General features: G+C 58.1%; 11 protein-coding genes. 4 read left to right on the forward strand and 7 right to left on the reverse strand.

All coding sequences use genetic code 11. The features are described from left to right. The first annotated feature begins 48 nt into the window (after positions 1 to 48). Positions 49 to 1,284 carry an NADP-dependent isocitrate dehydrogenase gene (icd, locus tag ED236_RS06105; RefSeq protein WP_123237039.1) on the forward strand — a complete coding sequence of 412 codons (1,236 nt, stop codon included), beginning with the start codon at positions 49 to 51 and terminating at the stop codon, positions 1,282 to 1,284. A 156-nt stretch (positions 1,285 to 1,440) separates the two neighbouring features. On the opposite strand, the gene ED236_RS06110 is transcribed toward icd, so the two are convergent. From ED236_RS06110 to ED236_RS06140, 7 genes are all read right to left on the reverse strand, one after another. Further along, positions 1,441 to 1,644 carry a cold-shock protein gene (locus ED236_RS06110; protein WP_123237040.1) on the reverse strand — a complete coding sequence of 68 codons (204 nt, stop codon included), beginning with the start codon at positions 1,642 to 1,644 and terminating at the stop codon, positions 1,441 to 1,443. Positions 1,645 to 1,795: 151 nt separating this feature from the next. Continuing rightward, positions 1,796 to 2,530, reverse strand: coding sequence for a DsbC family protein (locus tag ED236_RS06115; protein ID WP_123237041.1), 735 nt, complete (start codon positions 2,528 to 2,530; stop codon positions 1,796 to 1,798). 66 nt (positions 2,531 to 2,596) lie between these two features. Continuing rightward, positions 2,597 to 3,763, reverse strand: a complete 1,167-nt coding sequence (locus tag ED236_RS06120) for a UbiH/UbiF family hydroxylase (RefSeq protein WP_123237042.1) — start codon at positions 3,761 to 3,763, stop codon at positions 2,597 to 2,599. Next, entirely contained in the window at positions 3,760 to 4,941 is a 1,182-nt protein-coding gene (locus ED236_RS06125; RefSeq protein ID WP_123237043.1) for an FAD-dependent monooxygenase, read from the reverse strand. Before ED236_RS06125 ends, ED236_RS06120 begins: the two co-directional genes overlap by 4 nt. 48 nt (positions 4,942 to 4,989) lie before the next feature. Continuing rightward, positions 4,990 to 6,312 carry an aminopeptidase P N-terminal domain-containing protein gene (locus ED236_RS06130; RefSeq protein ID WP_420820415.1) on the reverse strand — a complete coding sequence of 441 codons (1,323 nt, stop codon included), beginning with the start codon at positions 6,310 to 6,312 and terminating at the stop codon, positions 4,990 to 4,992. A gap of 11 nt (positions 6,313 to 6,323) precedes the next feature. After that, positions 6,324 to 7,001 carry an N-acetylmuramate alpha-1-phosphate uridylyltransferase MurU gene (gene murU / locus ED236_RS06135; protein WP_123237045.1) on the reverse strand — a complete coding sequence of 226 codons (678 nt, stop codon included), beginning with the start codon at positions 6,999 to 7,001 and terminating at the stop codon, positions 6,324 to 6,326. After that, positions 7,001 to 8,053 carry an aminoglycoside phosphotransferase family protein gene (locus ED236_RS06140; RefSeq protein WP_123237046.1) on the reverse strand — a complete coding sequence of 351 codons (1,053 nt, stop codon included), beginning with the start codon at positions 8,051 to 8,053 and terminating at the stop codon, positions 7,001 to 7,003. The genes murU and ED236_RS06140 overlap by 1 nt, the downstream gene beginning before the upstream one ends. A 76-nt stretch (positions 8,054 to 8,129) precedes the next feature. On the opposite strand from ED236_RS06140, the gene ED236_RS06145 reads away from it, so the two are divergent. The 3 genes from ED236_RS06145 to pdxA are packed head-to-tail and all read left to right on the forward strand — an operon-like array spanning position 8,130 to position 12,887. Further along, on the forward strand, positions 8,130 to 10,553 hold the full coding sequence (locus ED236_RS06145) for an LPS-assembly protein LptD (RefSeq protein WP_123237047.1): 2,424 nt from the start codon (positions 8,130 to 8,132) through the stop codon (positions 10,551 to 10,553). 11 nt (positions 10,554 to 10,564) lie between these two features. After that, entirely contained in the window at positions 10,565 to 11,863 is a 1,299-nt protein-coding gene (locus ED236_RS06150) for a peptidylprolyl isomerase (RefSeq protein ID WP_123237048.1), read from the forward strand. Between the two features lie 13 nt (positions 11,864 to 11,876). Then, entirely contained in the window at positions 11,877 to 12,887 is a 1,011-nt protein-coding gene (gene pdxA / locus ED236_RS06155) for a 4-hydroxythreonine-4-phosphate dehydrogenase PdxA (protein ID WP_123237049.1), read from the forward strand. The last annotated feature ends 210 nt before the right edge of the window (positions 12,888 to 13,097 follow it).

A 13,097-nucleotide genomic window follows, 5' to 3' on the forward strand; every position in this document is an offset into this window, starting at 1 on the left:
CTTGGTAAATCGAATTCCCCACATTAGCCCTTGAACAGGACCAGCACGATGTCAAAAATTAGCATCCCTCAGCATGGTGAAAAGATCACCGTCAACGCTGACAACTCCCTGAATATCCCGGCACAGCCGATTATCCCATTTATTGAAGGAGATGGCATCGGCGTTGATATCACCCCGGCCATGCTGCAGGTGGTCGATGCCGCTGTGGCCAAGGCCTATGGCGGTGAGCGCAAGATCGCCTGGATGGAAGTGTTTGCTGGTGAAAAATCCACCAAGGTGTATGGCGAGAATGCCTGGTTGCCGGAAGAGACCATGCAGGCGGTGCGTGACTATGTGATCTCAATCAAGGGCCCGCTGACCACGCCAGTGGGGGGTGGCATCCGTTCCCTGAACGTGACCCTGCGTCAGGAACTCGATCTGTACGTCTGCCTGCGGCCTATCCAGTATTTCGAAGGTGTGCCCAGCCCGCTCAAGCATCCGGAGCTGACCAACATGGTGATCTTCCGTGAGAATACCGAAGATATCTATGCCGGTATCGAATGGGCGGCCGGCACGGACGAAGTAAAGAAGGTCATCAACTTCCTGAGTGATATGGGCGTGCGCAAGAAGATCCGCTTCCCTGAATCTTCGGCCATCGGCATCAAGCCGGTGTCCGTGGACGGCAGCAAGCGTTTGGTGCGCAAGGCTATCCAGTACGCCATCGATAACAACCGCAAGTCGCTGACCATCGCCCACAAGGGCAATATCATGAAGTTCACCGAAGGTGGCTTCAAGACCTGGGGTTACGAGATCGCCAAGCAGGAATTCGGTGCGGTGGAGATCGACGGTGGCCCATGGTGCAAGTTGCCGAATGGCATCATCATCAAGGATTGCATCGCTGATGCCTTCTTGCAGGAGATCCTGCTGCATCCGGCTGATTATGATGTCGTGGCAACCCTCAATCTCAACGGCGACTACATGTCCGATGCGCTGGCTGCCCAAGTGGGTGGTATCGGCATCGCGCCAGGTGCCAACTTGTCGGATACCGTCGCCATGTTCGAAGCCACACACGGCACGGCGCCCAAGATCGCTGGCAAGGATATCGCCAACCCAAGCTCGCTGATTCTGTCAGCCGAGATGATGTTGCGTCACATGGGCTGGGTGGAGGCGGCTGATCTGGTGATCGGTGGCGTGGCTAAGGCTATCGCGGCCAAGCATGTCACCCATGATTTCTCATCCCAGATGCAAGGCGCTACCCAAGTGGGCACGCTGCAATTCGGTCAGGAAATCATCAAGCATATGTAAGCCAGCATATGTAAGGTGGTTTGCCGGCATCCGCAACGGTGTGGGCTATAGATGCACCCTACAAAAGACGACGACCCGGTGGAAGTGATCCCATCGGGTCGTATTTTTTAAGGCAGTGATTCTTAAAGCTGTGAGCTTGAGGGCCCTCCAGAAGCTTCAGGCCTTCTGGATGTTGGAGGCTTGTTTGCCTTTCGGGCCTTCGGTCACGTCAAAGCTCACGCGTTGACCTTCCTTGAGGCTCTTGTAGCCGGCTTCTACGATCGCGGAGAAGTGAGCGAACAGATCATCGCCACCATCGTCCGGAGTAATGAAACCAAAACCCTTAGCATCGTTAAACCACTTGACGGTACCAGTTGCCATTTCTTACATCCTTACTGAGTTGAGGAGGCGTCCCCAAAAAGTTTGTATTTCAAACACTTAAGTCGGTATGCCGGCTACATATAGTTCGAACTCAAACGCCTGAACGCTTTTTTACGTGTATTAATCCTAGAAGTCAAGTGGTTTTTATGGCTTATTTTTTGCTGTTTTGGGCCTCGTTCATGGCCTGTTCGATGTCTTTTGCCGGGTAAGCGCCAAGCATGCGTTTGCCATTCGCGAACACCAATGTCGGGGTGCTGCTGACGTTCAGTTTGCGTGCCAGATCGGCTACCTTGGCGATCGGTGTATCGCAACTGGCGCTGGTTTTAGGCAGCTGGTTGTTGAATATCCAGTCGTTCCAGGCACGTGCGCGATCTGGTGCGCACCAGATCGCTTTGGATTTGTTGCTGGCGTCCGGGTGCAGTTGCTCCAGCGGATACAGGAAGGTGTAGATGGTCACGTCATTGATCGCGCTCAGCTCGTTCTGTTCCAGACGCTTGCAGAATGGGCAATCCGGGTCTGAGAACACCACCACTTTACGGCTGCCGTTACCCTTGACCACTTTGATGGCCTGCTCCAGTGGCAGGCTGGAGAAGTCCACGCGGGTCAGTTCTTCCATGCGTTCACTGGTCACATCACGCTTGCTTTTCGGGTCGATCAGGCGACCTTCGGCAATCATGAAGCTGAATTTCTCATCGGTATAGACGATCTGGCCATTCAGGAACACTTCATACAAACCGCCATAGGTGGTCTTCTTGATGCTGTCTATGCTCACTTTCGGGTAAGTGGTTTCGATGGTCTTGCGCAGACTGGCCTCATCCGCATGGGCCGCGCCCAGAAACAGGCTGGCAGTGAAGAGAAGTGCGGTGAGTTTTGCCAGTAGCAGCATGGCGTTTCCTTTGTGGTTGAGTGTCATGGGGTTCGCAATCGATCAGTAGGGGGTTGAGGCGCTGGCTTAACGGCTGGCTTGGCGTATCAGTTGCTGCTTCAGCAGGCTGTAACGGTCGGTCAGGCGCAAGCCCTGATTGCGCAAAGTGCGTAGTGTAGGCCGTTCGCTGGCGAACAGGCTGAACAAGCCGTGCGTCACCCAGCGCTGCGCCAGCATATCGGTTTTGCGGGCACGCTCATAGCGACGTAACAGCGTCAGATCAGCCAGGCTGCGCATCTTTTCGCGTTGCGCCAGGGTGTCGCATAGCGTGATCACATCACGAAACCCAAGGTTGACGCCCTGGCCCGCCAGCGGGTGGATGACATGCGCGGCATCGCCCACCAGCGCCAGTCCGGGCTGCACCAGAGCACTGGCCGTGCGCTGTTGCAGCGGGAAAGCGGCTGCGGGCGTCACCAGTGTCAGTTCGCCAAGTGACATGTCGCCTGCCGCCGCGACAAGGGTGGCCAGTGCTTCGTCCGTTGATTGCATCAGGCGATGCCCCTGCGCGCGATCGCAGGACCACACCATGGAAATATGCTGGTCTGGCAAAGGTAGCCAGGCGAGGATGCCGTCCCGGCTGAACCATTGCCGTGCTGTCTGTTGATGTGGCAATTGGCAACGGAAGTTGGCGACCACACCCAGTTGCTGATAATCATGCTCACGCACTGAGATGCCGGCCTGGCTACGTAGCCAGGAATTGGCGCCGTCCGCGCCTGTCAGTAATGGCGCTTGCAGCACGCTGCCATCTTCCAGCTGCAAGGTATTGATGCCGTTGTCGCGTTTCAACCCCATGGCGTTAGCCGCGATCTGCTGTACGCCGCTGCTGGTCAGGCACTGGTTCAGGGCCTGTTGCAATTCGCGGTTCTCAACGATGCTGCATACATGCATCTGGTGTGCGTCATAAGCACTGAAATGCAGAGCGGCGTCCAGGTCGTCGCCATACACGCGCATGTCCTGTACGTCGCAGACGCGCGCAGGGTTCAGCTCTGACCAGACTCCCAGGCTTTCCAGCCAGTCCCGGTTGCCAGCACTGATGGCGTAGATGCGGCTGTCCCAGCCTGCCTCTGCCTGCGCTGGCGCGTGGGGCGCTGAGAGCAGTGCGACACGCAGTGATAGCGCGTCCAGTGCCAGTGCACAGGCGCTGCCGACCAGGCCAGCACCGATCACGACGACATCGAAATCGCGTGCGATCATCCCCGGCCTCCGAAGCTCATTTTTTCCACCAGATGCGCCTTGGCGGGCGGGACCAGGTCCAGCAGGCCCAGCCCGGCCGCACGCAAGCTGGACAGGCCGACGATGTTGTTGTTGAACAGCTTGACCAGAAAGTCGGTGAAACGCATGCCACCCTGACTGTCGGTTTTGCGCAGTTCGCGGTAGCGTTCCAGCATGGTCACGCTACCGGACTCTGCTCCTGTGCCCAGTACTGAAGCGAGTTCCCAGGCATCGCGCAAACCGATGTTGAAACCTTGCCCGGCCACCGGGTGCATGGTTTGTGCGGCATTGCCGATCACCACCAGATGCGGTGCCGTGACCGGTTTCAAGTGTGCGAGTCGCAGCGGAAAACTCAGGCGTTTGCCGACGTGCAGGAACTGTCCGACGCGATCACCGAAATTGGCATGCAGCTGTTGCAGGAACGCCGCATCGGAGAGTTGCAGCAACTGGCTGACTTCATCCTGTTTGCCGGTCCACACCAGCGAGAAGTCACGGGCGCCGTTGGGCAGCAGCGCCATCGGCCCGGCAGGGGTGAAGCGTTCATAGGCGATGTTGTCATGCGGTAATTCGCATTGCACCTTGCTGACCAGGGCGTCATGGCCGTATTCCACTATTTCGCGCTGCATGCCGGGGATGTCACCCAGGCTGCGTCCGCCATCGGCCAGCACGGCCAGTGTACACTGCAGTTGCCTATCCGCGTCCTGCTGACGATAACTCACTTGTGCATGGTTGGGGCCGGGCAGGATGGCGCTGGCCTCTGACTGATAGTGCATAGCGATGCTGTCGCCGTCAGCGATGGCGCGATCCAGCGCGGCACTCAATGCACCGTAGGACAAGACATAGCCCAGTGCGGGTTGATCGTGTTCGCTGGCCTGCAGAAGGGTGCGCCCGAAGCTGCCGCGCTGTGAGATGTGGATGGTGTTGATGGCAGTGGCTTGCGCTGCGAGTTCGTCCCAGACTCCAAGCCGTTCCAGGATCAAACGGCTGCCGTACGACAAGGCCAGCGCGCGCTGATCGGCATGTGCGGCACCTTGCGCACGCGATTCCAGCACGGTGCTGGCAAGGCCTTGTTGTTGCAAGGCCAGCGCCAGCGTGGCGCCTACCGGGCCGCCGCCTATGATGACGATGTGGTGAGGGATATCAGTCGTGCTGCGGGTCATTGGTCGGTTTTCTGGCTTGTTTTTTATGCACGTTTTTTATGCACGGTTTCACGCGCGGGCGGCACGCATGATGGCTTCGATATCCGCCACTGATTTTGGCGCTGCTGCGGTGATGATCTCGCAGCCATCTGCAGTGACATGGGCATCGTCTTCGATGCGGATGCCGATGTTCCAGAACGCTTCCGGCACATTGTCGGCGGGGCGCACATAACAGCCCGGTTCCACCGTCAGCACCATGCCAGGTTCCAGCTGGCGCCAGTCGCCGCTGCGCGTCTTGTACTCACCCGCATCGTGCACATCCAGGCCCAGCCAATGGCCAGTGCGGTGCATATAGAAGCGCCGGTAGTCCCCGGATTCCAGCACGCCGTCCTTGCTGCCCTGACACAGGCCGACATCGATGAAGCCTTGAACCAGTACCTCCAGCGCCGCCTCGTGAGGCTGGTTCCAGTGATTGCCCGGTTTGACCGCGGCGATGGCAGCGTGTTGAGCCGCCAGCACGATCTCGTACAAGGCTTGTTGCGGGCCACTGAACTTGCCGTTCACCGGGAAGGTGCGTGTGATGTCGGAAGCATAGCCGCCCAGTTCGCAGCCAGCGTCGATGAGCAGCAGATCGCCATCGCTGAGGCGGGCGTTATTGGCGTTGTAGTGCAAGGTGCAGGCATTGGCACCGCCCGCGACGATGGAGGTGTAGGCGGGTGCCTGACTGCCATGGCGGTGAAAGATGTGCAGGAATTCGGCTTCGATCTGGTATTCCATCATGCCGGGACGCGTGACCCGCATGGCCTGCGCGTGTGCGCTGGCCGAGATGCTGGCGGCTTCGCGCATCAGGGCCATCTCGGACGCGGATTTATACAGGCGCATCTCGTCGACCAGGCCACGCACATCGACGATGCTGGCCGGGGCCGCGAGGCCACTGCGGCCTTGCATACGTAGCTGCTGTAACCAGTTTGTGACGCGCGTGTCCCAGAGTGCATCGCCCAGGCTGTAATAAAGCTGGGGCTGATTGGCCAGGTATTTGAGCGCGATTTCGTCCAGCGCATGAATGGAATAGGCTTCGTCGAAACCGAATCGCGCGCGCGCGCCTTCCGGGCCGTGACGGAAGCCGTCCCAGATCTCGCGTTCCATGTCTTTATCGCGGCAGAACAGGATGGATTTTGGTGCGGCACCTGCGATCAGCATCAGCACCGCCTCGGGTTCGTCGAAGCCGGTCAGGTAATAGAAATAGCTGTCTGCACGGTAGCGATAATGGCTGTCGCGGTTACGTATCGCTTCAGGCGCCGTGGGGATCAGGGCGATGCCGGTGCCCATGCTGGCTGTCAAGGCGGCGCGGCGTTGCAGGAACGGTGTGGCATCAAACGAGGCAGTGGTCACGTGTTCATCCGTCATGGTTGCTGTAATTGGGCCTGTAATTTTTCATTGAGCGCATACAGCCGCTCGGGAGTGCCAATGTCATGCCACTCGCCTTGGTAGTGCTCTGCACTTGCGCGCTGTGTCGCGATGGCCTGATGCAGCAAGGGCGCAAGTCGTGCAGCACTGCCCGCTTCAACTTCCGCGAATAGTGCGGGATGGTAGACCCCGATGCCGGAGAAAGTCAGTTTGCGTTTCCCGCTACTCTCCAGTTGATGCTGTTCAAAGTAGAAATCGCCTTCCGGATGCTGTGGCGGGTTGTCCACCAGCACCAGGTGCACCAAGTTTCCCGGGCTGAGTTGCAGCCCGGTCAGCGGGTGCTCACAGTACACATCGCCATTGATGACCAGAAACGGCGCATCACCCAGTAGCGGCAAGGCATGGGCGATGCCACCCGCAGTCTCCAGCGCCGTCACTTCAGGCGAATATCTAATGGACAAACCCCAGCGCGCGCCGTTCCCCAGCGATTGCTCGATCTGGTCACCAAGATAAGCGTGGTTGATGACCACTTCATGGAAACCGGCGGCGGCCAGGCGTTGCAGATGCCAGACGATCAATGGCTGACCGCCGGCCTGCAGCAGGGGCTTGGGCGTGCTGTCCGTGAGTGGACGCATGCGTTCGCCGCGCCCGGCGGCCAGGATCATAGCGCGCATCAAAAGGTATAACCGACCTGAGCCTGCGTGTTCTCCAGCTTGTTCAGCATGTGCAGCAGCGGACGCAGTTCGATATAACGCGCACAAGCGCGGCGCAGGTAATCCATCACCAGTGGCATGTCCTTGAGGTAGCCGTCCTTGCCGTCGCGGTGATACAAGCGTGCGAAGATGCCTAGCACCTTGAGATGACGCTGTACGCCCATCCACTCGAAGTCGCGGTAGAAGTCCGCGATATCGGCAGGGACAGGCAGCCTGGCTTTTTTGGCGGCCTGCCAGTAGAGCACTACCCAGTCCAGCACACGATCCTCTTCCCAATGGATGTAGGCATCCTTGAACAGGGACACCAGGTCATAGCTGATGGCGCCCATCACGGCATCCTGAAAGTCCAGTACGCCGGGATTGAGTTCGCATACCATGAGGTTGCGCGCATGGTAGTCACGGTGTACGAAGACTTGCGCCTGGCTGAGGATGTTGCGCTTGAGCAGGGCGAAGGTGTCGTTGAGCAAGGCTGTTTGCTTGGTATCCAGTGTGATGCCGAGATGGCGTTGCAGATACCAGTCCGGGAACAGCTGCATCTCGCGGTCTAGCAGGGCGTCGTCATACAGCGGAAATACACCATCACGCGTAGCCAGTTGCAGCTTGATGAGCGCCTGGCTGGCATCGCGGTAGAGTTTGTCGGCGCTGCCCGGCTCCTGCTGCAGGGCTTGCAGGTAGGTGGTGTCACCCAAGTCGGTCAGCAACAGAAAGCCCAGTTCCAGGTTGCGTTCCAGCACATGTGGCACATTCAGGCCGGCGTCGGCAAGGATCTCCGATGCATGGATGAAGGGGGTGCAGTTTTCGTGTTCGGGCGGGGCATCCATGGCGATCAGCGTGTGGGCATTGAGCGTGACACGGAAATAGCGTCTGAAGCTGGCATCGGCGGAGGCGGGCTGCAGATCAAAGGCAGCGCCAGCCAGGACCTGGGACAGCCAATCGGAAAGTTGTTGTTGTCGTGACAGCACGGACGAGCTCCGGAAGTTGGTGAGTGCGCCGTTACGGGCAGATTTAGACATTGCCTAAACAGGCGATTTGTGCGATTTTAGCATCCATAAAAGAAACGCGCGCCCACACTTTCCGCCCCAGCCCCCAGTGAACAAACCTCTTAATTTTTTACTCCTGATTTCTTGCGTTCTGACCCATGCCCCGGCGCGTGCTGCCAGTGATGCGGCCGATGAAACGGCGCGCCCGCGCGTCACCGAAGCCTCTACCGCCAATGCCATCGCTGCAGGCGGTGCGCTGATCGAAGCGGACCGCATGGAATTCCGCATGGACCGCAGGTTGGATGCCATCGGCAATGCCGCCATCATCACCGACAAGCAGCAGATCAGCGGTGATCGTATCCAGTACGAAGAGCTCAACGAAACCTTGCGCGTCATCGGCAACGCCCGCATCGAAGGCGGCGGCAGTGTGATCAAGGGCCCGGATTTGCGCTTGAACATGGGCGATACGGTTGGCGAAATGAAGCAGCCTATCTTCTTCTATCAGCCAGCGGCCCCTGCTGCTGCGAGCGCCTTGCCTCAGACGGCGACATCCAACGCGATACGTAGCAATAGCCGTCCACTGCGTAATCGACTTACCAAGTCGGCGTATGATGATTCGAACAAGGGGTATCAGCCGCAACTGCGCACCAACACCACTGCAGCATCGCGTGGGGATGCCGATGCGATGTTCTTCGAGGGGCAGAACAAGAAGCGTTTGACCAATGCCCGCTATACCACTTGCGAAGCAGGCGTGGATGATTGGTATATCCGTGCCAGCGAGATGGAGATCGACGATTTCAACAAGACCGGCACCGCACGCAATGCGCGTGTCGAGTTTCTGGGTGTGCCTATCCTGTATGCACCCAAGATTGATTTTTCCTTCCAGAACTTGCGCAAGACCGGCCTGCTGGCACCCTTGATCGGTACTACCACGCGTAGTGGCTTTGAAGTGCTGACGCCGTTCTACTGGAACATCGCGCCTGGCATGGACGCTACGTTTGGTACGCGCTTGTTGAGTAAGCGTGGTTTGCAATACCAAGGTGAGTTCCGCTATATGGGCGAGACCTACCAGGGCGGTAACAATATCGAATACCTGCCAAGCGATACCAGCACCGGTGACAACCGCTACTACGCCAAACTGCAACATCAGCAGGATTTCCTCAATGGCTGGAGTGCCGGGTATAGCCTGGAAAAAGTGTCGGACGACAATTACTTCTCCGAGCTGTCCACGCGTATCACCACTACCAGCCGGGTCAATCTGGCACAACAGGCTTCGCTGAATTATGCAGACGATGTCTGGGACTTCAACTTGCTGGTGCAGCGCTATCAAACGCTGGGGCAGCGTACATTCCCGTATGAACGCTTGCCACAATTGACCTTGAACGGTACCAAGGATTGGGAGGTGGGTGATCGGTACGTCAACACCAATCTCTATACCCAGTGGGTCAGCTTCAATCGCAGCGAGAGTCAGCCTAACTTCCTGGCGACGCCCAATGGCAACCTGCTCACCGGTGTCACCGGGCGTCGTTTCACGGCGTATCCCAGCGTGAGCATCCCATTCACGCGGCCTTATGGTTACATCACGCCCAAATTCGGCGCACATCACACCAGCTATCAGCTGGATAACACGGACTTCACGCTGAACGGCGTGAATGGGGAGTATCAGTCCGGCACGCGGACCTTGCCGATCTTCAGTCTGGACAGTGGCCTGTACTACGAGCGTAATACACGTATCGTCAAGAACAGCTATACGCAGACGCTGGAGCCGCGTCTGTACTATGTGTATATCCCTAATCGTGACCAGTCCGCCATTCCGATCTTCGATACCGCACTGGCTGACTTGAACACCAGTTCCCTGTTCCAGGAGAACCAGTTCACCGGCAATGACCGGATCAATAATGCCAACCAACTGACCATGGCCGTCACCACCCGCATGCTGGACGCCCGGACGGGTGACCAGCGTTTTGCCGCTACCTTGGGGCAGCGGTTCAATTTCACTGAACAGCGAGTTGGCTTGCCAGGCGCCAATCTGCGTCGCGGAGACAGCTCGGATATTGTCGCTGCAGTGACAGCAAAACTATTGAGCAAGTGGAACGTCGATGCTGCGTGGCAGTACAACACCTATGATGCTGAGCTGGTCCGGTCCAATATCGGCATGCGCTACAACCCTGAGCCCGGCAAGGTCATGAACCTGAGTTACCGTTATACTGCTGATTTGCTGGATCAGATCAATGTGTCCGGCCAGTGGCCATTGAGTCCGCGCTGGTATGGCCTGGGCCGCTACAACTACTCGCTGGAAGAGCACAGCCCGATCGAGGGGCTGGCAGGTCTCGAGTATGACGCCGGTTGTTGGCAGGCACGCACGGTATTGCAGCGTGTTTCGACGGCGACAGCAGATGCCAACTATGCTTTCTTCTTTCAACTCGAACTGGGTGGACTGGCTTCTATCGGTGCCAGCCCGATGCGATATCTGGAACGCGGAATCCCAGGCTATACCCGCTCAGGCGAGATCCAGAGCAGCGTGACACCTTAAAGAGAATTCCCATGACTTATCTTCGTTTTATCCTCGGCAGCCTGCTGCTGATTGCTTCCTATATTCAGCCTGTTCAAGCGGCGGATATCGTCAAACTGGATCGTATCGTGGCGGTGGTGGACAACGGTGTCATCACCGAGCGGGAGTTGACTGACCGGATCCGCACCTTGAGCGCGCAGATCGAGAAGCAGGGCGGGAAGCTGCCTCCGCAGGATGTGCTGCAGAAACAGATCCTCGAACGCCTCATCAACGACAGCCTGCTGCTGCAATATGCGGCGCAAACCGGCTTGCGTGTGGATGACGGCCAGCTCGACAAGACCATAGAACGTATCGCCAACCAGAACCAGCTCACCGTACAGGAGTTCCGCAAGACCCTGGAAGATGATGGATTGAGCTTCCGGAAATTCCGCGAGGACATCCGCAGCGAGATCATCATCGCGCGTCTGCGTGAGCGCGAGGTGGAGAACCGTATCAACGTCACCGAGGCGGAGGTCGACAACTTCCTTACCACGCAGTCCAGCCGCAAAGAGACCGACGAATACGACCTGTCCCATATTCTGGTGCGTGTCCCTGATGACAGTTCCACACAGGCATTGCAGCAGCTGAAAGCCAAGATCGATCTGGCCATGAGCAAGCTCAATTCGGGTGTGAGTTTTGGTGAAGTGTCGGCCACCTATTCGGATGCGCCGAATGCGCTCGAAGGTGGCGACCTGGGCTGGAAGCCTTCCAGCCAGTTGCCCGAGCTATTCCTGAATGCTGTGCAGTCCTTGCAGGCGGGCCAGACGACGGCAGTGCTGCGCAGCCCGAATGGATTCCATATCCTGCGTGTCAACGCGCGTCGTGGCGGCACTTCGCCGCTGGTGGTGCAGCAGACGCATGTGCGCCATATCCTGATCAAGCTCAGTGAAGTGGTTTCCGAAACTGAAGGTCGCAGGCGCGCGCTGCTATTGAAAGAGCGTCTGGATAATGGCGTAGATTTTGCCGAGGTGGCCAAGGTCAATTCCGAGGACAGTACGGCAGTGAGTGGCGGCGACCTGGGCTGGGTCAACCCGGGTGATACCGTCCCACCGTTCGAGCAAGCCATGAATGCACTGGCCATCAAGCAGATCAGTGAGCCAGTCCGCAGTCCGTTCGGTTGGCACATCATTCAGGTGCTGGAGCGCCGTCAGCAGGATATGACGCGTGAAGCTGGCCGCATCAAGGCGCGTCAGGAGATCCGCTCACGCAAGGCGGAGGAAGCCTATCAGGAGTGGGTGCGTGAACTGCGTGATCGCGCCTACGTGGAAATGCGTCTGGAAGACAAGTTCTAAGCTGGTTTACGTGGTGAACCTGCCCCCCCTTATCGCCCTCACGGCCGGCGAGCCCGCTGGCATCGGGCCAGACCTGTGCGTGGCATTGGCGCAGCAGCCCTTTGCCGCGCAGATCGTGGTGATAGCCGATCAGTATATGCTTGAGGCGCGAGCCCATCAGCTAGGGTTGCCCTTGCAGATCACCCCTTATGATGGCCCGCAGTCTGCAGTGCCGCACGCAAACCATGTCGGCAACGGCACCTTGTTGGTTCAGCACGTTCCGGCAGACCATCATGTTGTTGCAGGTAGGCTGGAGGCAAGCAACAGCCAGTATGTACTGCAAACCTTGCGTGCTGCGGTAGCTGGCTGTGTCAGCGGAGCATTCGCTGCCATGGTGACCGCGCCGGTCCACAAAGGCGTGATCAACGATGCAGGCATCGCCTTCACCGGGCACACCGAATACCTGGCCGAGCAGACCGATACCGAGGAAGTGGTCATGATGCTGGTGGGCGGTGGCATGCGCGTCGCCCTGGCCACGCGTCATCTGCCATTGACAGAGGTCAGTGCCGCCATCACGCCGGCCGGGCTGGAGCGTACTTTGCGTATCTTGCATGCCGATCTGGTGCGCCATTTTGGTATCGCAAAGCCACGTATTCTGGTGGCCGGACTCAATCCGCATGCAGGGGAAGGTGGTTATCTGGGTATGGAAGAGATCACCACCATCACGCCCGTGCTGGAAAAGCTGCGTGCCGAGGGCATGCAGCTACTGGGCCCGTTGCCAGCGGATACCCTGTTCGCACCACATAACCTCAGCAAAGGCGATTGCGTGCTGGCCATGTACCACGACCAGGGCTTGCCGGTACTCAAGCACGCCAGCTTTGGTGGCGGCGTGAACGTCACGCTGGGCTTGCCCATCATCCGCACCTCGGTCGATCATGGCACAGCGCTGGATCTGGCTGGTACGGGCAACGCTGATGCTGGTAGCCTGTATGCAGCGATCCATCTTGCCGTCGAGTTGGCACACAGTCGGCAGCGATCCGCTTAAAAATTACCATGAAACGTTCATCGATAAAGCGTTCTAGCTTCGGCATCACGGGCTGCGCCCATGAGCCTGCACTGAAACTTACGAGGGTCAGCCTTGAACTATGTAGCTAAGAAACGTTTTAGTTTCGGCATCACGGGCTGCGCCCATGAGCCTGCGCTGAAACTTACGAGGGTCAGCCTTGAACTATGTAGCTAAGAAACGTTTTAGTTT

This window comes from Pseudomethylobacillus aquaticus (assembly GCF_003730115.1).
Classification (GTDB): Bacteria; Pseudomonadota; Gammaproteobacteria; order Burkholderiales; family Methylophilaceae; genus Pseudomethylobacillus; species Pseudomethylobacillus aquaticus.